This window comes from Xanthomonas vasicola (assembly GCF_000772705.2).
Classification (GTDB): domain Bacteria; phylum Pseudomonadota; class Gammaproteobacteria; order Xanthomonadales; family Xanthomonadaceae; genus Xanthomonas; species Xanthomonas vasicola.
In genome coordinates this window covers 113,027-134,845 of sequence record NZ_JSBW02000040.1, presented here as the reverse complement: position 1 = coordinate 134,845, position 21,819 = coordinate 113,027, and the positions used below count along the sequence as shown (strand labels likewise).

The window sequence follows — 21,819 nt, the reverse complement described above, 5'->3', positions numbered from 1 at the left end:
GCCACCCCGGGAATGGGGAATAGGGAATGGGGAATCGATTGAGGGCTGAGAGATACCTGATTTAGCGAGGAGCAGCGCTGGCGCCATGCGCCATCTGTCTGGCCCTGACATGTGTCAGACGCCGTTCGCTCTCGCTCTCGCTCTCGCTCTCGCTCTTGCGACTCCCGACTCCCGACTCCCGACTCCCGATTCCCGATTCCCGATTCCCGATTCCCGATTCCCGATTCCCGATTCCCGACTCCCGACTCCCGACTCCCGATTCCCGGCTCCCGATTCCCGATTCCCGATTCCCGATTCGCGATTCGCGATTCCCGATTCCCGATTCCCGATTCCCGATTCCCGATTCGCGATTCGCGATTCCCCGGCCAAGAAACGGCACACCCCTTGCATAACAGTTCCCGTCTTCCTCCGGATCTGGTCCCATGCGCCTGCTCCTGCTTGTCATCTTGTTGGCTGCCGCTCCGGCCTGGGCCCAGAGCTATCAGTCTGTCGATTCCATCCGTGCTGCGGCGCTGGCCACCGTTGGCCCGGACGCCGAAGCCGAGGCCACACTCGATCCGGGCCTGCGCATGCCGGCCTGTCCGATCGCATTGCAGGCCCAGCCCACCGGCACCAATACGGTGGAAGTGGCGTGTCCGCAGCCGGCCGGTTGGCGCTTGTTCGTCCCGTTGAAGGTGCGTCGCAACCAAGACGTGCTGGTATTGCGCCGTGGCATCAGCGCTGGAGAAACCATCTCGCTTGCCGATATTAGTATCGAGAAGCGTGACGCCGCGCGCATTGTCGGTGCGGTGCTGGCCGACCCGGTGGCTGCAGTGGGCAAGACCGCCCGCCGCATCCTGCCGGCAGGCTCGCTGCTGTCGGCCAACGATCTGGTGACGCAGCGGCTGGTCCGGCGCGGCGACACCGTGCCGCTGGTCTCGCGCAATGGCGGCTTGGAAGTGCGCATGAGCGGTCGCGCGTTGTCCGATGCTGGCGAGAACGAGCGCGTCTCGGTAGAGAATTCGTCCTCGCGCCGGGTGGTGCAGGGCATTGTTGAAGCGAGCGGAACTGTTGTGGTCTCCCGGTAAAAAATTTCTATAAAGTTTTTTTTCTGGGTGCCGTTATCCCCTACGACCTGTAGAGGAGTTCCTGACATGACCCAGAAAATTGAAGGCAATCTACCGACCGCTGCCACCCTTCGCACCGCGGCCACCAGCAGCAAGATCGCTTCGGCCGGTGAAGATCGCGCGTCCCCAGTAGCCGCAACCCCGCCGACCGACAGCGTCAAGTTGACCGGCGAAGCCACCAACCTGCAGAACCTGCAGCGCGAGCTTTCGCAGTCCTCGGCGATCGACACCGGTCGCGTCCAGGCGGTGAAGGATGCATTGCACAACGGCACCTATTCCATCAACCCGGATGCCATCGCTAGCCGCATGATGGATCTGAATCAGCAACTGGCGGGTTAATCCCCGACTGAAAGGATGAACGTGAACGAGTTCCTGCAACGTCTCAGCGATGCGCTGGCCGGCGAACGCCAGGCATTACTCGAGAACGACATCGATGGGTTGATGCGACACACGCAGGACAAGCTGTCGGCGCTGCATGCGCTAGAAGCGGCGATGCCTGCAGGCGAAGAAGAGCGCCTGCGTGAGCTGGCAGAAGCCAATCGCGCCAACGGCGCGCTGCTGGCTCGCCGACGCCGCGAAGTGAACTGGGCGCTGCGTCATCTGGGCCGCACCGAAAGTGCGCCGTCCTACGACGCCAAGGGGCAATCGAGCGTGTTGCGCGGCGGACGTTCGCTGGCAGTCGCCTGAGTCGCAGTTTGTTTTGCAGCAGATCGGGTTGCAGATAACCCAACACGCTTACGTGCGCCGGTAGGTGCTGTTGGGTCTGCGACACAGCGCCGGATAAATGCGAAACGGCGATAGGGCGCGTCAACGGTTCGGCGTATATTGAGGCGTCCTCTACGCCGCCTGCTCTCGTGACCGCCAAGTTTTTTCTCAATCAAGCCTTATTGCCGTCCTCAGACATCCTGCGCGCCTTCGGCGACCAGATGCTGGAGGGCGTGCTGCTGTTCCGCGCAGACGGAAAGCTGATTCTGGCCAATGCCATCGCACGCCAAAGCCTGTGCAAGGAAGATCCCGCCGACGATCGCAATCTGGGCGAGCGGATTTCGCAGGTGTTGCCATCGGACGCCCTCAATCAGGCGCGCAGCAAGGGCAGCTGGACCGGCAGCCTGCCGGTGGCCGACCGCGTGGTCATCGCGCACCTGTATTACAACGAAGAGTGCGGCGTCGGGCATTTTCTGGCGTTGTTCCACAACATCGAAGGCCAGCAGGATTACGAGCGCGAGCTGCAACAGCGCCATGCCGAATTACGCCAAGCCTATCTGCGCTTGAACGGCGCGCAGGATAAATTGCTGCAATCTGAAAAGATGGCGTCCATCGGCCAGTTGGCCGCGGGTGTGGCGCACGAAATCAACAATCCGATTGGGTACGTGCACTCCAATCTGGGCAGCCTGCAGGAATATCTGCGCAGCCTGTTCACCCTGATCGAAGCGTATGAGCGCGCGCTGCAGGCGCCGGACCCGAAGGCGCTGATTCCGGAAATCGACGAGATCCGCAACCGTGCCGACATCGACTTCATCAGCCGCGATTTGCCGCAATTGATGGCCGAATCACGCGAAGGCATCGAGCGGGTGACCCGCATCGTGCGCGACCTCAAGGACTTTTCATACTCGGACCGGTCCGAGTCGTGGAAGATGGTCGATCTGCATGCGGGTCTCGAATCCACCATCAACATCATCTGGAACGAGCTCAAGTACAAGGTCACGCTGGAGCGCAATTACGCCGAGCTGCCGCTGGTGGAATGCCTGCCGTCCGAGCTCAACCAGGTGTACATGAACATGCTGCTCAACGCCGGTCAGGCGATTGTCGAGCGCGGCACGATCGTGGTGACCACCGGTCGCGACGAAGCAGAAAACGTCTGGATCCAATTCCAGGACAGCGGCGCCGGCATCGCCCCGGATCTGCTGCAGCGCATCTTCGACCCGTTTTTCACCACCAAACCGGTGGGCAGCGGCACCGGCCTGGGCCTGTCGATTTCCTACGGCATCATCAACAAGCACCACGGCCGCATCGACGTTGAAAGCACCCCGGGGCAGGGCGCCAGTTTCAGGATCGTGCTGCCGATCCGGCAGCCGCGGTAGCGCTGACGCGCAGGGAATGGGGAGGGAATCGGGAATGGGTACAAGCGGCTTGGCAGTCGCTTGGTTTTGCTGCATGCCTGTCAAAGCAAGCCGCAGAGGTCTGCTCTACCGATTCCCATTCCCAATTCCCTATTCCCGGCCGTTACGCAACTCATCATGCGTGCGGAATGCCTGGCGAATGTGCTCGCGCAGTTCGTCGTCGTTCCAGGGTTTGGTCAGGAAGCGGTAGATCGCGCCGCGGTTGATCGCTTCAGTGACCGTGGCCAGGTCCGTGTAGCCGGACAGCACCAAGCGCACGGTGTCGGGGTAGAGCATTTTCACCCGGCCCAGGAACTCGGTGCCGCTCATGTCGCTCATGCGCTGATCCGAAAGGATCACCTGCACGTCATTGGTGGCGAGCAGGTCGAAGGCGTCGCGTACGTTGCCAGCCGCCAGAATCCGGTAGCCGTCGCGGCGGAACAGACGCACCAGCGAGCGCAGCACGTTCTCTTCGTCGTCCAGCAGCAGCAAGGTGCGGTCGGGGCGGCTTTCGGCGAACGATTCCGGGCGCAGGTAGCGGCGTCGTAACGCCATGCCGGCCGACTCGGCCGACATCGGCTCGCCGAACAGATAACCCTGGAAGATGTCGCAATCGTTACGACGCAAGAAGCCCAGCTGCGCCTGCGATTCAACGCCATTGGCAATGACCGTCATGCCGAGCTGGTGGCCCATGGCGATGATGGCGCGCGCAATCGCCGCCTCGCGGCTGCCGGCCGGCGCGCTCTTGATGAAGCTGCGGTCGATCTTCAGCCGGTCCACCGGGTAGCGCACCAGCGCGCTCAGGCTGGAATCGCCGGTGCCGAAGTTATCCAGGCTCAGGCTGATGCCTTCGTTGCGCAGGTTGGCCATCGTCTCGTGGACGAAGTTGACGTTGTTGGTCAACGCACTTTCGTTGATCTCCAACGTGACGAACTGCGCCGGCACGCCCGCGGTCTGCAGCATCGCCATCACTTCGTTGAAGAAGCCCGGGCGCAGCAGCTGCAGCGTGGAGACATTCACCGCAATGCTGAAGTCATCGAAGCCCTGGTCGCGCCACAGCCGCGCCTGACGCACCGCGTTCTGCAGCACCCATTCGCCGATCTGCACGATCACGCCCAGGCGCTCGGCGGTGCGCATGAAACGCTCCGGCACCAGCATGCCCAGGGTGGGTGACTGCCAGCGCAGCAGCGCTTCCATGCCGACGATGCGGCCGTCGCGCGCGCTCACCAGCGGCTGGTAACGCAAACGCAATTCGCCGTGCGGAATTGCATCGACAATCTGCCGCGCAATGATGCTTTCGCTATGCGCGTTGGTGGCCGAGTTGCGCGTGTACAGGCGTACCGTGTTGCCACCTTCGCGCGCGGCTTGGTAGCTGGCTTCTTCGGCGTAATCCAGCAATGTGGACAGCGAAGTGGAGTGTTCCGGGCACAGACTGATGCCGACCTTGCCGGTCATGAACAACGTATACGGCAGCACCGACAGTGGCAGCTCCAGTTGCTGACGGATTTCTTCGGCGAAATCTTCCGGCAGCGGCGTGTCTTCACGACGCACTGCCACCACAATCATTTCATCGCTGCCGTGGCGCCATAACTTGCCGCGGTTTCCGAGGAATTCCTGCAGGCGGCGCGCTGCCAGTGTCAGCGCCTGATCGCCGACCTCGCCACTCATGTTCTCGTTGATCGAGGCGAAGTGATCGATGTCGACGTGGAAGATCATCAGCGGCGGGCCCCCGGATGCCGCCGCATCCACCAGATGCAGCAATTCGGCGTTGCCGGCGCCAAGCCGTGTGGGCTTGACGATTTCCAGTCCGGGCGGGATTACGGGGCTCCACATGACTCAACGTCCACCATCGTCGTGGACGGACTCGCCGACCGGGTGATAGGGCAGGCGCAACGTCACGCGCGTGCCTGCTCCGGGTGCTGATTCTATCGCGAGCGTGCCGCCCACGGTTTGCGCACGCTCACGCATCACAATCAGTCCCAGCCCGCGCGGGCCCTCAGGCTCGAAGCCATCGCCATCATCGCTGACCTCAAGACGAAAACTGTCGCTGTCGATCGAATGCAGGCGCAGGCGCACTTCGCCCGCACAGGCGTGCCGCAATGCATTGGTGAGGCTTTCCTGCGCGATCCGGAAGCAGGCTTGCTCGATCTCGTTACCCGGCCGTTCCTCGAGCGCCTGAATGTCCAGCTCCAGCCGCACCTGTGAGGCGCGGAACAGCATCGACGCCTGCCAGCGCAAGGCTGCTTCCAGGCCCAAGGCATCGAGTTGGGGCGGACGCAACAGCATCGACAGATTGCGCAGCTTGGTCACCGTGCTGTCGGCCAGCGACACCACTTCCAGCAAATCCTCGCGGCGCGCATCCGCGTCAAGCTCATCCAGCGCCGCATGCGCGGAGAGCTTCATCGCGGTGATCGCCTGCCCAATGTCGTCATGCAGATCACGCGAGATGGCGCGGCGCTCGTCTTCCTGCAACGAGAACAGCCGCTTGGCCATGGCTTGCAACTCGGTATTGCTCTCAGCCAGGGCATCGCGCATGCGCTCGGGCTCGCTCAGGTCGCGCACGACCAACAGCTTGCAGCTGCGGCCGCCATAGCGGATATCGCCGGCCGACAGGCCGGCGTAGAAGGTGCTGCCATCACGCCGGCGCATCGCACGTGCGCTGGAGACCGGCTCGTTGCGATCGCTGCCTGCGCGCAGGTACTCACGCACCACTGGTAGGTCGTTATCGCCAACCAGTGTCTGCAGCGGCTCGCCCAGGATGGTTTCGCCCTGAAAGCCGAACTGCGCAGAGCCGGCCGCATTGGCGTACATCACATGCTCGTCGGCGAGGATCAGCACACCGTCGGGCAGCACGCGCACCAGTTCGCGAAACTGCTCCTCGCGCTCGCGCAGCAGCCGGCGCGATTGCTCGCGTTCGCTCACATCCTGCAAGGTACCGTGCACATGGCGCACGCCGCTGGGGCTGGTCACGCTTTCGGCGCGCAAATGCACAGTGCGCGGTTGCGAATCGCCGCCGGTCAGCGGCAACAGCACATCGATTTGCACCTCGCCACCGGTACACATGTCTTCGATCATGCGTTCGATGCGCGCCTGGGTGGCACTGTCGGAGGCGGTCAGCAATTCTTCCAGCCGGTGTTCGCGACGGTGCATTGGCACGCTGCGCCCCAGCAGGCGATAGACGGCAGGCGAATAGCGTCCCAGGCCGGTTGTGCGGTCCAGCTGCCAGGAACCCAACCGCGCGATGCTCTGCGCTTCTTCCAGGCGCTCGAGCGCTTCGTCGCGCAGATGCTGCGCTTGGCGCTCTTCGTTACGGTCCACGGTAACCACCAGGCGGGCAAGGCCGCTGGACAGATGCAGCTGGTTGCTACGTACCTCGACATGCCGCGGCCCGCTACGTGTCATCAGATCTTCGTTCAACACGCAGGTGGCATCTCCCTTGCCGCGAATTTGCGCAATGATCTCCTCCAGCCGCTCGCCATCGGCATTGGGCCAGATCGCCTGCAGTGTCTGCTGCAGGAACTCGTCACGCTCCCAGCCGAAAAATTCCAGCGCCGCCGGATTGGCATCAAGGATGCGCATCGTGGCAAGGTCGTAAACGAAGGCCGGGCTGGGCAGGGCTAGGAACTTGGCCTGCAGCAAAGCCTCGGACTGCGCCAGCTGTGCGTACTCGTTCACGAGCACTCCCGTGAAGCGGCGCAGCACCAGGTGGATGACGATGCTGGACACCACCAGAAAGCTCGCGTCCGACCAGCGCTCCTGCATGGCGGCGCCGGCCAGGTTGAGCAGCCGGTTGCCCAGTAGCAGCCAGACCGCGCCAATCAGCAGATACAGGCCGGTCAGGGTCCACAGGCCTTGCTGCAGGCGTTGGCCGAGGCGGAGACAGGAGACGGTAACAGACGAAAACGCGGGCGCGGCGAGGGGCTGTTGCATGGATCCGCGGACGACCTTGGATGCTGACGATGCAGCCATCTTAGCCGTAACTCGGGCCGGTTCGGTCCAGCTCGAAACAGGTGGCTCAACTAATCCGCGGCACGGCCGTTATCCATTGCGACTCCGAAGGCCAGAGTCGATTCTTCGGAGTGTTCCAGAGTGGACTCAGGCGTCATTGCAAGCATGCTGCAGCACCCGCTGACCTCAGCGGTGGTGTTGTTGGATGCGCATGGCCAGCCTCTGGCGGCCAACCGCGTTGCGCAATCGCTTGGATTGCCGGCAACCCTTGGCGCCTATGCCGACGTTTTGGAAAGCAGCCGTGCCCAGCTGGCCGACAGCGGTGGCATGGCGCCTTGCGTATTGCCGGGGCCTGTCGGCGGTCGGCTGGAAGGCTGGTTGCGTGCGGTCTGCGACGAGCAGGGCCAGATCATGGCCTTCACCTTGAGCATTCCCGAGCCGAAGGGTGCCGATGGCACCAGCCGCTGGGAAATGGGCCTGGACAGCGCCGATCACGGCTTGTGGGACTGGGACATTCCGGCCGATGTGGTGTATCGGTCCGAGCGCTGGACGCGCATGCTCGGTTATTCCGAGCCGCCGCTGCCGAACAATCTCACTGCCTTGTCCGGGCTGATTCATCCGGAAGACCACGCGCATGTCAGCGCGGCGGTACAGGCCCATTTGGAAGGCCGCACCGACACCTACGTGGCCGAATTCCGGCTGCGTCAGCACGATGGCCAGTGGCGCTGGATCCTGGATCGCGGCCGCGTGGTATCACGCACCGCCGACGGACGCCCACTGCGCATGGTCGGCACGCATACCGACGTGCACCATCACAAACTGCTCGAGCAGCAGCTGCGCGAGCAGCAGGCCCAGCTCGAAGAAGCACAACGCATTGCCAGCATGGGTAGCTGGAGTTGGGATTCGCACCAAGACGCACTGTGGGTGTCGCAGGACTTCCTGCAACAACTCGGCATGACCAACGTGCGTCTACATGGCATTCGCGACGTCCTGCGTTTGCTTGGTCGGCCCTCGGTTGCGCAACTGCGCAGCGCCTGGCGCAAGATCAAGCACGAAGGCATGCCGGTGCATTTCGAACTGGAAATCAACGGTCTGCTCGGCGCCAATCCGCATCATCTGGGGGTATGGGCGCAGCCGGTGTTCGACGGCGACGGCAGCATGGTACGCCTACTCGGCCAACTGCAGAACGTCACGGAACAACGCCAGACCGACGCGCTGATCCGCTGGCGCACCGAGTTGCTCAACCGCGTGTCCGCGTTGGGCAAGATCGGCGGCTGCGAGATCGAGGTCGACACCCGGCGTATGCAATGGACCGAGGAGTGCTACCGCATCCACGGCCTGCGCAAGGAAAATATCACCCTGGAACAGGCGTTGTCGCTGTACACCCAGGATTCGCGCGACGCATTCGAAGCGGCGCTGCTGCGTATTTCCGATGGCGGTCTGCCTGAGCAACTGGAGCTGTGTTTTTATCGCAACTCTGGCCAGCGTGTCTGGGTGCAGGTGCTGATCGAGCTGGATCGCCGCGAGGGCTTGCCGCTGCGATTTGTGGCCTTATTCCGCGATATCACCCGCGAACGCGAAGCCAACGAACGCATCGAACTGCTTGCCCATTACGACCGCCTGACCGGTTTGCCAAACCGTTTCTTGCTGCGCGAGCAGGCAGAGAACGCCATTCGCGAAGCGAACGAGCGTGGTCAGGTGCTGGCGATGCTGTTGATCGATCTGGATGGCTTCAAGAGCATCAACGATTCGTTCGGTCATGCCACCGGCGACAACCTGCTCAAGCTTGCCTCGTCACGCCTGCATCAACATTTGCGCAATAGCGACCTGTTCGGCCGCTTCAGCGACGACGAATTCATTGTCCTGCTACGCGATATGTCCGAGCCGGAAGATGCCGGCCATGTTGCGCGTAAGCTCATCGCCGCGCTTGGCGAGCCGCTGCGCAAGGAACACGTCACCGTCAAGCTCGGCGCCAGCATCGGCATCGCGCTGCAGGGTGAAGGGCTGTCGGATTTCGACAGCTTGCTGCGCGCCGCCGATGCGGCAATGTATGCCGCCAAGGAATCTGGCCGCAACACCTTCCATTACTACAGCCAGGACGTGTTGCTGCGTGCGCAGCGCCGCCTTGAGTTGGAGCATGCGCTGCAGGGCGCGCTCGAGCGCGAAGAATTCACGCTGGTCTATCAGCCGCTGGTCAACACCGTAGGCGATGCATCGCCGGCGATCGAAGCGCTGATGCGCTGGAACCGCCCTGGACACGGTCCGTGCAGCCCGGTCGAATTTATTCCCATTGCCGAAGAATGCGGCGAAATCGTGCGACTGGGCGAATGGGTGATCGGCGAAGCCTGCCGCCAGGCCGTGGTCTGGGATCGCGCCGGCCTGCATTTCAGCCGCGTTGCAGTGAATGTGTCTGCGGTGCAGTTGCGCGAGCGCGGTTTTGCCGAGCGTGTGCTGGAAATCTGTCGCGACAATGGCTGGCCGCCTTCGCGTCTTGAGCTGGAACTGACTGAATCTGCCTTGATTCGCGACTCCGATTCGCTGCGCCGCTGTTTCGAACTGTTCGAACAGAACGGCGTATTGCTGGCGGTGGACGACTTCGGTACCGGCTTCTCGAACCTGCATTACCTCAACCGCTTCCCGGTGCAGCGGCTGAAGATCGACCGCAGCTTCGTGCAAGGCATGCTCGACGACGCCAACACTGCCGAAGTCACTCAGGCCATCGTGCATCTGGGCCATGCCCTGGGCATGCAGGTAGTCGCCGAAGGTGTGGAAACCGTGCAGGAAGATGCACTGCTGCGCCAGCAGGGCTGCGACGAAATTCAGGGTTACTTCTACTCACGCCCGCTGTCGCCACGCGACATGGCGCAGTGGCTACGCGAAGCCGACGCCGGTATGCGGCTGGGTGCGCGCTTGGTCATCGCCAACTGACATACTGCCTGGCGGTGCGTGAGTTCAAGCCCCAGTCGTCAGCACTGTGAGTGATCTATTCGCGTGTGCGACGATTCGAGACATCCGATGACGAGTCGTAGCGGCGTTTGAATGCAGTTAAACGCTTGCTCGGTCGAATGCGCGTTTTCCTCACGATCAACGGGCAAGCCGTGAAGCCGCCCTGGAAGCTCCGCGATAGCATCGACGACGCTGAGTATTCCCGCCAAGTTGCGCGGATCATGCAGCAACCCTCGCGGCTTTGAGTGCGCGGCGTCCTTACCGCTCGCGGGACATGCCGTAAACCCGTCGATGGGGGTTCGAAGGCGGCATCCATGCCGCCAAGGAGCTTACAGGGACGTACTTGCAGCGTGTCCCGCGATGGTGAGCGGGCAAGGGCCCCGCAGCCGAACCGCAAATCAGCAGCTCTCCACCTGGCGCGCCCATTTTCCACTCATGTGACTAAGCCGAAGCGCTTGGGCGACAAGAAGGTGCTTGTAGCGTGTCATGCGACGACGCGCAGGCAATAGCGTTGCAGCCAAGCAGCAGACGCGCGATTGCCGTGCACCATAGCATTCCGCATCAATTGAAGCCTCACGCTCTGTCGTAACCGTCGTCGAGAAGGCGGGCAGGGGAGCAATCACCCTGATGCTGCAATTGATCGGCATCACGAGCGCAGAGCCAGACCTGCTGGCCCGGCTTGATGCAAAAGCGCTGATGGTCGGGCAGTGAGACAAAGCAACGGGGCGCCTGCCGAGGCACGCCCCGCTGTTGACGGCAGTGGCGGCCTATCGCCCCGATCCGTCGACCGCAGCGCCATCCAGACCCATATCCCAGGCCACGGTTGCGAACAAAAGTTCCTCTTCGCTGCAGGCGCGGCGCGGGTTGATCAGTGCCTGCAGCTCTGCACGGGCGCTGCTTTCCAGCCGTTCCAACGCGGCCGGCATGCGGACGCGCCGCAGCGCGGGCTTGGCCGCATCGCTTTGCGCGATGCGCTCGGCATGCGCGGCTGCCAGTGCAGCGGCCTGCAGTGCGGCAGTGGAGGCATCGATGGTCGGAGCTAGAAGCGTCATGAGCGGAACACCAGATGGTTACGGAACGACAAATCCCCGGAAGGCCGGGGAATGTCGGGATCAGCAGCTGCGTGACGGCATCGTTCTTAGAACAACTCGACCGTGCCGGCACCCATGCCTTGCTGTGCCACCGGCTTGTGCGGCGGGCGTTCCCACTCCACACGCATGTCGCGCAGACGGTTGGACACCTTGGCCAATGCGGCGACCAGGTCGCTGTCGTACACGCCACCATTGCGATGCAGCAGTTCCTGCAGCGCCACCGCTTCGCGGTTGATTGCGGTAAGGCGATCCAGGTGGGTGTGGATACCGCTCAGCGTTTGCGTGGCGATGTCCTCGAACTGCAGGGCACGCACCGCTTCGGCCACGCTGCCATCGATCGACCGTGCGCACTCGGAGATTTCGCGCATGCCATCGCCCAACGAGGCGTTTATCTGAGCGACGTTCTCCAGCATCGCGGCCGATTCATGGCGCGCCTCGCGGGAGCGGTCCATATGACGCGAGGCCAGCTGCGAGACCGTTTCGCGTACCTTGGCGATCGATTCCTTGGAGCTGTGTGCCAGCTTGCGGATCTGTTCGTTGAAGGTGGTGGAACGCTCGGACAAATTGCGCACCTCGTCGGCAACCACGGCGAAGCCGCGACCGGCTTCACCGGCACGTGCTGCTTCGATGGCGGCGTTTAAGGCTAGCAGGTTGGTCTGGTCGGCAATCGACTTGACGTCTTCCAACAGTGCGAAGATGCCATCTAGATGCTGTGCCATCTCATCGATGTGATGGACGGTATTGGTGCTTTGGCCGCTCACCTGTTCCAGCGCTTCCACCAATTGCTCCATGCGGGAGCTGGCATGCTGGGCGAAGCGGGCGACGTCGACGCCGGCACTGCCATCGTCACCGGCACGGTCGACGATGCGGGCCAGTGCCTGGCTTTGCTGGCGCGATTTGCGGTTCATCGCTTCGAAGCTGCCACCAAGACCGGACACGGCCTGGCGGATCAGTTCACGGGCACGCTCAACTTCTGAGCGCGAACCGTCCACTTCGTTGCTGACGAACGTACGTAGTTCGTTGAGCAGTTGGTCCTGCTCGCGCAGGATGCGTGCCTGGTCCGGATTAGACCGGAACTGGGAATAAGTCACCCAGGCAGCGAAACCCAACCAACTGAGGGTCATGGTCGCCAGGATTGCCCAGCGCACCGAAGCGGGCCAGTCGAATCCGACAGCGAAGGGAAACAGCAAGGTCAGAGCCAAAGGAGCGGCTAGACGGATGAGTGGACGTGAATACATGGGCGTTCTCGGCAGAGTCACGGTTGCTGTATCGGCACTCCCCCCATTGTCTTTAGCGACGATCGCCAGATCGTCTTGTCCATTCAACCGCGGTTGGCGCGCGCCGGCGGCCGCTAGCGTTGCGCCACAAGCTGTTTTTCGCGCTGTTTTAGAGCAGCTAACAATCTACTCCGCAGCCGCCGGCGGGCGCGGCCGGTGCTCGGAATCGGCATGTACGACGGGTACACACCGGCTCCTGCGCGCCGTCCGCACCCACCTGACGACTGCTCGCTACGGTTTTAGCCGCTCTTAGCGCAGCGCGCGGTCCACCGCTTCGATCATGGCGCGTTTGGCAAACAGGAAATCCCACAGGCTGCCGCCCATCTGCCGCCACAGTACCGCCGAGCGCACCGCTGCCAGCAACAGCGCGCGGATCTCGGCGACCACACCGGCCTGGCCCAGGTAGTGCGGGTTGCCTTGCACCATGACCTTGGGTCGCAAGTGGCTGATGGTCTGCGCGTACAGCCCGCCGAGCGAGCTCAGCACATCCGGGTGGTTGCTATCGCCCAGTTGCTGGGCCTGGCGCGCCGCCGCGTCGATTCCACTGGCGACGGTGGCCACGGTGGTGGTGTCGCGCACGAACCGGCGCTCCAACTGCAATACCGCCAGTGCCAGGCGCGGCAGCACCTCGTCCTGGCCCTGGTTGCGGAAATAGTTGTGCAACAGGCGCAGGCCGGGCGCCAGCGCCGCTGCCGAGCCGTAGACGGCCTCCGGCGAGTCGGCGTCCACCCGGAACACGCTGTCCATGGCGGTGCGCACCGTCGCCGCTTCCGAATGCCCGGTTTCGGCGATCCGCCGCACCTGCTGCAGGGCCTGGGCGACGCCGGCAAGCGCCAGCACGCGGTGATCCATGGAAACACTCATCAAGCCACTACCTCAGAGGAAAAAAGAAGATCCCGCCAACTGGCGTTCCAGCGGCGCGTCGGTGGCGGCAATGACCGCACCGCCCAGGCATTCCTCGCCGTCGTACAGCACCAGCGACTGCCCCGGTGTCACCGCCCGTTGCGGCCGTTCGAAATGCACCTTCACGCTGCCATCGTCCTGCACGTCCACCGTGCAGGGCTCGTCGGGCTGGCGGTAGCGGGTCTGCGCGGTGCAACTGAAGCGGCGCGCTGGCGGCGCACCGGTCACCCAGTGGGCCTGTTCTGACTGCAACCAGCGCGATTGCAGCAGCGGGCTGTCGCGGTCCTGATCCACGTACAGCACATTGCTCGCCACGTCCTTGCCGACCACGTACCACGGCGCTGCAGCACGTCCGCGCACGCCGCCAATGTTCAGCCCCTCGCGCTGACCCAGGGTGAAGTAGAACACCCCGGGGTGCTCGGCAATGCGCTGCCCCTGCGGGTCGCGGATCTCGCCGGTGCGCGCGGGCAGGTAGCGGCCCAGAAACTCGCGGAAATCACGTTCGCCGATGAAGCAGATGCCGGTGGAATCCTTCTTGGCATGGGTCGGCAAGCCGGCGTCCTGGGCAGTCCGGCGCAGCGTGCTTTTTTCCAGATCGCCGATCGGGAACAGTGTCGCAGCCAACTGGGTCTGCCCCAGCTGATGCAGAAAATAGCTCTGATCCTTACCGCGGTCGGCGCCGCGCAGCAGCCGCCACCGCCCGCCGCGATGCGCCACCTGCGCGTAATGACCGGTGGCGATGCGTTCGGCACCCAACGCCTGCGCTGCGTCGAGAAAATGCTTGAACTTCACTTCGCGGTTGCACAACACATCCGGGTTTGGCGTGCGCCCGGCCGCGTATTCGGCCAGGAAATGCTCGAACACGCCGCTCCAGTATTCGCCGGAGAAGTCGCGGAAATGAAACGGGATGCCCAGCACGCCGCAGACGGCGACCGCGTCGCGGCGGTCGTCTTCTGCGCGGCAATCGCCGCTGCCGTCGTCGGCCCAGTTCTGCATGAACAGCCCGGCGATCTGCTCGCCTTGATGCGCCAGTTTCCATGCGGCCACTGACGAATCCACGCCGCCGGACACGCCCACCACAATGCGCGGCGTGCTCATGCGACGTGCCGCAACAGCGACAGCGGGTAACGCTGCCCGGCCAGGTAATCGGCCACCACGTCCCACACCAGGGGGCTGCGCAGGTGCTCGGTCGAGGCGCGCAGCTCTTCCGGGGTCATCCACAGCGCGCGCACCACGCCGGTGTCCAGGCTGCGGTCGGGGTGGTGGGTCACGGCATCGGCAACGAAGGCAAAGCGCAGAAAGCACTGCCCGCTGGGCGCGACCCATTGATAGGTACCAATGAACTGGGTCAGGCGCACATCCCAGGCGGTCTCCTCCAGGGTTTCGCGCACGGCGGCGTCCAGCAGGCTTTCGTTGGGCTCCAGATGCCCGGCGGGCTGGTTCAGCAGCAGGCGGCCGCCAATGGATTCTTCCACCTGCAAAAAGCGCCCGTCGCGCACCACAACCGCGGCCACTGTCACATCAGGATGCCAGCGCTGCTCTTGGGCGCTCATCGCACCTGCTCTTGCGCGACCGAAGGCATGCCTACCGCATCGGCAGCGGGACCGGCATCGCGGTGCCATCCATGTGCGCCTGCACCGTCGCTCGCTGCGGGCATGGGGGCATCTGCGGTAGACGACGGCGCCAGCAACAGCGCGGTCATAGAATCGATCATCAAGGGCCAGCCAGAAAGTTGGAGACAAATTGTGCGGGGCGCAGCGTAAATCGTCCAATGCACGCGAGCTTGAACCGTATAATGACTGGATGCCTCGGAATACCTCACACGAACACGACCACGGCCTGATGGTCGAAGCCAGCAAGCCTGAAGTTGCGCCACCGCCGCGCTATCAGGTGCTATTGCTGAACGATGACTACACCCCGATGGACTTTGTGGTGACGGTCCTGGAACAGTTTTTTAACCTGAACCTGGAGCAGGCCACTCAGATCATGTTGCACGTCCACACCCGCGGGCGTGGCGTCTGCGGGGTCTACAGCCGTGAGGTTGCAGAGTCGAAAGTGGCGCAGGTTAACGAGTTTTCGCGCATGAACCAGCACCCGCTGCTGTGCACGATGGAACAGGCCTGAGGCCTCGGCCGGGTCATTTCAGCAGCGCAACAGTGTGGCTGCGATCACGTACTAACGCTGTCTGAACATGCCTATCCGATAGGGTTGTGGAAAATCCCAACAAAAGCCGCATATTGTTGGCAACAGCCGTTCGGAGTCACCAATGTTCAGCAAAGACCTAGAGCAAACAATTGGCCAGTGCTACAAGCGAGCACGCGAGGCGCGTCATGAGTTCATGACCGTCGAGCACCTGCTGCTCTCGCTGCTGGACAACCCTTCCGCACAAGCCGTGCTCAAGGCCTGCGGCGCTGATCAGGTGCGTCTGCACAACGATCTGGAACAGGCGATCGAAGCGTCGGTCTCGCGGCTGGCCGAAGACGATGGGCGCGATACGCAACCCACGCTGGGCTTCCAGCGCGTGCTGCAGCGCGCCGTTTATCACGTACAGTCCTCAGGCAAGAAGGAGGTGACCGGCGCCAACGTGCTGGTCGCGATCTTCGGTGAAAAGGACTCCCATGCGGTGTATTTCCTGAATCAGCAGGACATCACCCGTCTGGATATCGTCAATTATCTCTCGCACGGCATCGCCAAGCTGGGTGAGGACGGCGAGCAGCCGTCCGCGCCGGATGGCGAGTCCAAGAGCGAAGGCGGGGACGGCGAAGCCAAGGGCGACGCGCTGGCCGAGTTCGCCACCAACCTCAACGAGCAGGCGCGCAACGGCAAGATCGACCCGCTAGTCGGCCGCGCCGATGAGATCGAGCGCACCATCCAGGTCCTGTGCCGCCGGCGCAAGAACAACCCGCTGTACGTGGGTGAGGCGGGCGTGGGCAAGACCGCGATTGCGGAAGGGCTGGCCAAGCGCATCGTCGACAACGATGTGCCGGAAGTGCTCGCCGATGCAGTGATCTACTCATTGGATCTAGGTGCACTGGTGGCTGGTACCAAGTACCGCGGCGATTTCGAAAAGCGCCTCAAGGGCGTGCTGGCCGCGCTGAAGAAGGTGCCCAATGCGGTGCTGTTTATCGACGAGATCCACACCATCATCGGTGCCGGCTCGGCGTCGGGCGGCACCATGGACGCCTCCAACCTGATCAAGCCGGCCCTGTCGTCGGGCGAGCTGCGCTGCATCGGCTCGACCACGTTCCAGGAGTATCGCGGCATTTTTGAGAAGGACCGTGCGCTGGCACGTCGCTTCCAGAAGATCGACATCGTCGAGCCGACCGTGGGCGAAACCTTCGAGATCCTGCAAGGCCTCAAGCCCAAGTACGAGGCGCATCACGGCGTCACCTACGCCGATGATGCGTTGCAGGCGGCCGTGGACCTGTCGGTGAAGCATATCGGTGACCGCTTGCTGCCGGACAAGGCGATCGACGTGATCGACGAGGCCGGTGCGCGTCAGCGACTGCTGCCGGAAGGCAAGCGCAAGGAATTGATCGATATCGAAGAGATAGAGACGATCGTCGCCAAGATGGCGCGGATTCCCGCCAAGCAGGTTAGCGCGACCGACAAGGATGTGCTGCAGCATCTGGAGCGCAATCTGAAGATGGTGATCTTCGGGCAGAACCCGGCAATCGAAACGTTGGCCGGTTCGATCAAGTTGGCCCGTTCTGGCCTGGCCAATCCGGAGAAGCCGATCGGCAACTTCCTGTTTGCTGGTCCCACCGGTGTTGGCAAGACCGAGGTCACCAAGCAGCTTGCGCTGCAGCTGGGAATCGAGTTGGTGCGCTTTGATATGTCCGAGTACATGGAAGCGCACTCAATTAGCCGTTTGATCGGTGCGCCTCCTGGCTATGTCGGTTTCGATCAGGGTGGCTTGTTGACCGAGAAAATCGTCAAGACCCCGCACTGCGTGCTGCTGCTGGACGAGGTGGAAAAGGCGCATCCGGACATCTTCAACATCCTGTTGCAGGTCATGGACCGCGGCATCCTCACCGACACCAACGGGCGCGAGGCCAACTTCAAGAACGTGATCCTGGTGATGACGACCAATGCCGGTGCCACGCAGGCGTCGCGTCGGTCGATCGGCTTTACCAAGCAGGATCATTCCACCGATGCGATGGAATCGATTCGTCGCGGCTTCACGCCCGAGTTCCGCAACCGTCTGGATGCGATCGTGCAATTCCAGCCGCTGGGGTTCGACCACATCCTGCGGGTGGTGGACAAGTTCATCATCGAGCTGGAAATGCTGTTGCAGGAAAAGCACGTGTCGTTGTCTGCCACGCCGACCGCGCGCGACTGGCTGGCCCAGCACGGCTTCGATCCGCTGATGGGTGCACGCCCGATGTCGCGGGTGATCCAGGAGAAGATCAAGCGTCCGCTGGCCGACGAATTGCTGTTCGGCAAGTTGGTGGACGGCGGCCGGGTCAATATCGATGTCAAGGATGGCGAACTGATAGTCGAAGCGCATCCGGAGCCGGAGCGTCTGCTGCCTGCCACGGTGGATTGATCGCCACCCGCTGATTTGGCAGATAAGCAAAAGCCGCTCGAAAGAGCGGCTTTTTTACGTCTACAAATGGGACAAATGTCTGCGAGGTTGGCCACTTCATCGCTCGCATGGCGTTAGCACCGATGGCCCGGCGCGTCGCTTCTCTACTGGACTGCCGGTGCCTCATAGCCAAGGAACTGATCCGGAACAGTACGCGTTAACCATCATTCTGCATTGCGCACTGAAATCGCGGGCACGACAAAAAGCGGCCAGTGGCCGCCTTGCGTCTCAATACCAAAACCGCTTACTTCATGCGGTAGGTAATACGACCCTTGGTCAGGTCGTAAGGAGTCATCTCAACTTTGACCCGGTCGCCGGTCAGGATGCGGATGTAGTTCTTACGCATACGGCCGGAGATATGGGCGATGATCTCGTGCCCATTCTCCAGCTTGACCCGGAACGTGGTGTTGGGAAGCGTCTCGCTGACGCTGCCTTCGAATTCAATGGAGTCGTCTTTCGACATGTAATCCTGTGCAATCACGGCTGGCCCGGTAGGGCCGTAAGGGACGACATTTTACGCGCCATCTCCCCGTGGTGCAAATTTTATGTTAAGCGGCCTTCACCCAGCGCGCTGGCAGGGCGTTCTCCGTAGCGCTCGGACCAAGCGCCGGGTGCGGCGGGTTGGGCGACCTGGAGTTCCACTTGCTGCAGAAACGGCGCACGCGGCAAACGCTGCGCGCCCAGGCTGAGCAGGTGCGGGTTTTCCACCTGGGCGTCAAGCAACGGCCAACCTTCTGCCTGCAGATACGCAGCCAACGCAGCCAGCGCCACCTTGGAGCCGCCGCTTTGGACGCTGAACATGCTTTCCCCGAAGAACATCTGGCCGATCGCAACGCCGTAGATGCCGCCTATCAGATGCGTGCCATCGAAGACTTCGAACGAGTGTGCATGGCCAAGCCGGTGCAATGCGATGTAGGCCTGCTGCATCGGCGCGGTGATCCAGGTGCCGTCCTGGCCTGGGCGCGGTACCGATGCGCAGGCATTGATCACCTGTTCGAAGGCGGTGTCGGCTCTTATGGTCCAGCTGCTGCTGCGGAGCTGGCGCTTGAAGCGCGACGACAGACGCAGCGCATCGGTGCGAAATACCATGCGCGGGTCTGGGCTCCACCATAGGATTGGCTGCCCGTCCGAAAACCACGGGAAGATGCCGTGCGCGTAGGCATTGAGCAGCCGCTGTGGCGAAAGATCGCCGCCGATGGCGAGCAGGCCGTCCGGGTCGCGCAAGGCTTGCGCGGCCGGCGGAAACGGCGCCGCTGGATCGGGATCGAGCAAAAAGGGGAGGTGGCGCGTCATCCGGGCAGTTTAGAGCAGCTGATAAAACGACTGGTTTACCGCTAGGCGCGGCTGAGGACGATCCTCAGCCTCGGCACTTCCACGCACGCGCTCCAGCTCCTGCTCGCTGTTTGCGCTCACCGGATTACGGCTGGCTGCGATTGGTTGGTGGCGCTGCGTACGTGCGATGCAGCTCGCAGTGATGCGCCGCGCAATACAAAGGGCGGCGCAATCGTGCGCATTCGATCAGCGCCGCTAATACCCGCTGACTTGAATCAATCGCGAAACGGGCAGTGCTCGGAGAGGTCGCGTGCGTGTCGGGCCACGGCATCGCGCTCGTCTGCGCACCACTGTGCCAGCGGTTTGCGAAAACCCGGGTCGGCGATCCAGTGCCGGCTACGCACCAGGGTCGGCAGGAAGCCGCGCGCAATCTTGTGCTCGCCTTGCGCACCCGGTTCGAAGCGAGTGAGGCCTTCGCGCAGGCAGTATTCGATGCCCTGGTAGTAACAGGTTTCGAAATGGAGGCCGGGCAGCGCTTTGCCACCCCAATAGCGGCCGTAAAGTGTGTCCTGCCCGCGAAGGCACAGCGCGCCGGCGATCTGTCGCCCGTCGAGCTCGGCCAGAAACATCACCATCTTGCGCGGCAGATGCTGCGCAAGATGGCGTAGGAACTCGGGCGTCAGCGCGGGCGAGTTGCCGTACTCGTTGAAGGTCTTGAGATAAAAGCCATACATCGCGTCCAGATCGGCGTCGCTGGCTTCATTGCCATGCACCACGCGCAGTTGCACGCCGGCGCGTTGCACCTTGGCGCGCTCCTGGCGGATGTTCTTGCGCCGCTTGTGGTCCATCGCCGCCAGGAATGTCTCGAAGTCGCTCCAGCCGCTGACGTTGTGCCAGTGGTATTGCAGGTCGTTGCGCTCCAGCCAGTCGGCATCGAAGGCGGCGTCTTCATCGGCTGGGTAGAAATTCACGTGTGCCGATGACAGCCCGCTGTGCTCTACCAACTCGCGCATCGCCGCCAGCAGGTAGCCACGCCACTTGGGCGCACCGAGCAGGCGCGGGCCGGTGACGGGCGAGTAGGGCACCCCGCATAGCCACTTGGGGAAGTACTCCTGCCCGTAGCGCGCATATGCATGTGCCCAGGCGTGATCGAACACGAACTCGCCATGCGAGTTGTTCTTCAGATACCCCGGTGCCGCGGCGACCAGAGTGTCGCCTTCCCACAAGGTCAGGTGCAGCGGGTTCCAGCCCCAATCCGGGCGCAGGCAGCCCTCGCGTTCCAGGCCTTGCAGAAATGCGTAGCTGATGAAGGGGTGCGTGCCATCGTGCAGCGCATCCCAGGCGCCAGCCGGAAGTTCGTCCAACTGGCGGCACCAGCGAGCGGACACGGTCATGTGGTCGGCCCGCCGGCGATGCTGGCCGCGTGGCGCGGCCGGCAATCAGGCGCCATCTCAGGCACTCTTGTCGAGGAAACGCTCGGCGTCCAGCGCGGCCATGCAGCCGAAGCCAGCCGAGGTGATCGCCTGGCGGTAGTGCTGGTCGGCCACGTCGCCGGCGGCAAACACGCCGGCCACCGAGGTTTCGGTCGCCGCACCGTTCAGGCCGGAGCGGATCTCCAGGTAGCCGTTGTTCATCGCCAGCTGGCCATCGAACAACTGCGTGTTCGGGTGATGGCCGATGGCGACGAAGAAGCCGTGCGCATCGATGTCGCGGGTACTGCCGTCGATGGTGGACTTGACCCGCACGCCGGTGACGCCGGCATCGTTGCCCAGAACCTCGTCGATGGCGTGGTGCCAGACGGCTTCGATCTTGCCGGCTGCCACCTTGGCGAACAGCTTGTCCTGCATAATCTTCTCGGCGCGCAGGGTGTCGCGGCGGTGCACCAGGTAGACCTTGCGGGCGATGTTGGACAGGTACAGCGCCTCTTCGACCGCGGTGTTGCCGCCGCCGACCACGACCACGTCCTGGTCCTTGTAGAAGAAACCGTCGCAGGTGGCACAGGCGGAAACGCCGCGGCCTTTGAAGGCTTCTTCGGTGGGGATGCCCAGGTACTTGGCGGTGGCGCCGGTGGCGATGATCAGCGCGTCGCAGGTGTACTCTGCGCCGTCGCCGATCAGCCGGAACGGGCGTTGCGACAGGTCTGCGGTGTGGATGTGGTCGAAGATGACCTCCGTCTCGAAGCGCTCGGCATGCGCCTGCATGCGGCTCATCAGGTCCGGGCCCATCAGGCCGTGGGGGTCGCCCGGCCAGTTGTCCACTTCGGTCGTGGTCATCAGCTGGCCACCTTGCTGCAAGCCGGTAATGACCACCGGCTTGAGATTGGCGCGGGCGGCGTAGACCGCGGCGGTCCAGCCGGCCGGGCCGGAGCCCAGTATCAGCAGGCGGGAATGCTTGGCGGGACTGGCAGAAGAGGCGCTCATGTATACTCGCGATCTAGGAATTGGTAGGGCAGGCGAAGTAATTCGCGCCCCTGTGGCGGCATAGAGTGGCGGTCCCCACCCGGTGAATCAAGGCGGCGCGATGGAACTGCTTGAACCGCAGATGGCATGGTCCGCCCAATCCACGTGCTCGACGCCGCCTTGTGCGGCG

At 63.1% G+C, this 21,819-nt stretch carries 18 protein-coding genes and 1 other RNA gene; 8 read left to right on the top strand and 11 right to left on the bottom strand.

Features of this window, described 5'->3' with window-relative positions:
• Nucleotides 1-422 precede the first annotated feature (422 nt).
• The 4 genes from flgA (at nucleotide 423) to NX05_RS10880 (ending at nucleotide 3,187) form a co-directional block, all read left to right on the top strand.
• Nucleotides 423-1,067 (top strand): flagellar basal body P-ring formation chaperone FlgA, encoded by a 645-nt coding sequence (flgA, locus tag NX05_RS10895; RefSeq protein ID WP_010373601.1) that lies wholly within the window; start codon nucleotides 423-425, stop codon nucleotides 1,065-1,067.
• Nucleotides 1,068-1,133: 66 nt separating this feature from the next.
• A complete protein-coding gene (gene flgM / locus NX05_RS10890; RefSeq protein ID WP_010373600.1) occupies nucleotides 1,134-1,445 on the top strand; it encodes a flagellar biosynthesis anti-sigma factor FlgM in 312 nt (103 codons plus the stop codon).
• Between the two features lie 15 nt (nucleotides 1,446-1,460).
• Nucleotides 1,461-1,793 (top strand): hypothetical protein, encoded by a 333-nt coding sequence (locus NX05_RS10885; protein ID WP_010373599.1) that lies wholly within the window; start codon nucleotides 1,461-1,463, stop codon nucleotides 1,791-1,793.
• A gap of 167 nt (nucleotides 1,794-1,960) precedes the next feature.
• Nucleotides 1,961-3,187, top strand: coding sequence for an ATP-binding protein (locus NX05_RS10880; RefSeq protein ID WP_039438003.1), 1,227 nt, complete (start codon nucleotides 1,961-1,963; stop codon nucleotides 3,185-3,187).
• Between the two features lie 129 nt (nucleotides 3,188-3,316).
• Here the strand turns inward: NX05_RS10880 and NX05_RS10875 are convergent, their stop codons facing one another.
• Both NX05_RS10875 and NX05_RS10870 read right to left on the bottom strand, forming a co-directional pair.
• Nucleotides 3,317-5,038, bottom strand: a complete 1,722-nt coding sequence (locus NX05_RS10875; protein ID WP_010380835.1) for an EAL domain-containing protein — start codon at nucleotides 5,036-5,038, stop codon at nucleotides 3,317-3,319.
• A gap of 3 nt (nucleotides 5,039-5,041) precedes the next feature.
• On the bottom strand, nucleotides 5,042-7,174 hold the full coding sequence (locus tag NX05_RS10870) for a sensor histidine kinase (RefSeq protein WP_039437999.1): 2,133 nt from the start codon (nucleotides 7,172-7,174) through the stop codon (nucleotides 5,042-5,044).
• A gap of 120 nt (nucleotides 7,175-7,294) precedes the next feature.
• On the opposite strand from NX05_RS10870, the gene NX05_RS10865 reads away from it, so the two are divergent.
• The gene (locus NX05_RS10865) at nucleotides 7,295-10,081 is read left to right on the top strand and encodes a sensor domain-containing protein (RefSeq protein ID WP_173568304.1); all 2,787 of its coding nucleotides are present in this window, start codon (nucleotides 7,295-7,297) and stop codon (nucleotides 10,079-10,081) included.
• Nucleotides 10,082-10,866: 785 nt separating this feature from the next.
• Here the strand turns inward: NX05_RS10865 and NX05_RS10860 are convergent.
• Nucleotides 10,867-11,151 carry a hypothetical protein gene (locus tag NX05_RS10860; RefSeq protein ID WP_010373586.1) on the bottom strand — a complete coding sequence of 95 codons (285 nt, stop codon included), beginning with the start codon at nucleotides 11,149-11,151 and terminating at the stop codon, nucleotides 10,867-10,869.
• A gap of 86 nt (nucleotides 11,152-11,237) precedes the next feature.
• Complete coding sequence (locus tag NX05_RS10855) at nucleotides 11,238-12,515, bottom strand: methyl-accepting chemotaxis protein (RefSeq protein ID WP_026112501.1); 1,278 nt, start codon at nucleotides 12,513-12,515, stop codon at nucleotides 11,238-11,240.
• A 123-nt stretch (nucleotides 12,516-12,638) separates the two neighbouring features.
• Here NX05_RS10855 and NX05_RS22380 point away from each other — a divergent pair.
• Nucleotides 12,639-12,712: non-coding RNA, sX9 sRNA (locus tag NX05_RS22380), on the top strand.
• 4 nt (nucleotides 12,713-12,716) lie between these two features.
• Here NX05_RS22380 and hflD read toward each other — a convergent pair.
• Genes hflD through NX05_RS10840 form a run of 3 tightly spaced genes read right to left on the bottom strand, consistent with a single transcriptional unit; the run spans nucleotide 12,717 to nucleotide 14,923 of the window.
• Nucleotides 12,717-13,331, bottom strand: a complete 615-nt coding sequence (gene hflD / locus NX05_RS10850; RefSeq protein ID WP_039437990.1) for a high frequency lysogenization protein HflD — start codon at nucleotides 13,329-13,331, stop codon at nucleotides 12,717-12,719.
• A gap of 12 nt (nucleotides 13,332-13,343) precedes the next feature.
• Complete coding sequence (gene mnmA, locus NX05_RS10845) at nucleotides 13,344-14,468, bottom strand: tRNA 2-thiouridine(34) synthase MnmA (protein ID WP_039437988.1); 1,125 nt, start codon at nucleotides 14,466-14,468, stop codon at nucleotides 13,344-13,346.
• A complete protein-coding gene (locus NX05_RS10840) occupies nucleotides 14,465-14,923 on the bottom strand; it encodes an NUDIX hydrolase (protein WP_039437985.1) in 459 nt (152 codons plus the stop codon). The genes mnmA and NX05_RS10840 overlap by 4 nt, the downstream gene beginning before the upstream one ends.
• A gap of 250 nt (nucleotides 14,924-15,173) precedes the next feature.
• On the opposite strand from NX05_RS10840, the gene clpS reads away from it, so the two are divergent.
• Together clpS and clpA are read left to right on the top strand one after the other, a co-directional pair.
• The gene (clpS, locus tag NX05_RS10835) at nucleotides 15,174-15,494 is read left to right on the top strand and encodes an ATP-dependent Clp protease adapter ClpS (RefSeq protein ID WP_005914463.1); all 321 of its coding nucleotides are present in this window, start codon (nucleotides 15,174-15,176) and stop codon (nucleotides 15,492-15,494) included.
• Nucleotides 15,495-15,636: 142 nt separating this feature from the next.
• On the top strand, nucleotides 15,637-17,919 hold the full coding sequence (clpA, locus tag NX05_RS10830) for an ATP-dependent Clp protease ATP-binding subunit ClpA (protein WP_039437981.1): 2,283 nt from the start codon (nucleotides 15,637-15,639) through the stop codon (nucleotides 17,917-17,919).
• A gap of 283 nt (nucleotides 17,920-18,202) precedes the next feature.
• Here clpA and infA read toward each other — a convergent pair whose 3' ends face one another.
• From infA to trxB, 4 genes are all read right to left on the bottom strand, one after another.
• Nucleotides 18,203-18,421, bottom strand: coding sequence for a translation initiation factor IF-1 (infA, locus tag NX05_RS10825; RefSeq protein ID WP_002813418.1), 219 nt, complete (start codon nucleotides 18,419-18,421; stop codon nucleotides 18,203-18,205).
• An 80-nt stretch (nucleotides 18,422-18,501) separates the two neighbouring features.
• Nucleotides 18,502-19,251: a leucyl/phenylalanyl-tRNA--protein transferase gene (aat, locus tag NX05_RS10820; RefSeq protein ID WP_039437978.1), complete on the bottom strand. Its 750-nt coding sequence runs from the start codon at nucleotides 19,249-19,251 to the stop codon at nucleotides 18,502-18,504.
• Nucleotides 19,252-19,505: 254 nt separating this feature from the next.
• The gene (locus tag NX05_RS10815) at nucleotides 19,506-20,624 is read right to left on the bottom strand and encodes a GNAT family N-acetyltransferase (RefSeq protein ID WP_039437975.1); all 1,119 of its coding nucleotides are present in this window, start codon (nucleotides 20,622-20,624) and stop codon (nucleotides 19,506-19,508) included.
• A gap of 57 nt (nucleotides 20,625-20,681) precedes the next feature.
• Nucleotides 20,682-21,650, bottom strand: a complete 969-nt coding sequence (gene trxB, locus NX05_RS10810) for a thioredoxin-disulfide reductase (RefSeq protein ID WP_039437973.1) — start codon at nucleotides 21,648-21,650, stop codon at nucleotides 20,682-20,684.
• Nucleotides 21,651-21,819 lie beyond the last annotated feature (169 nt).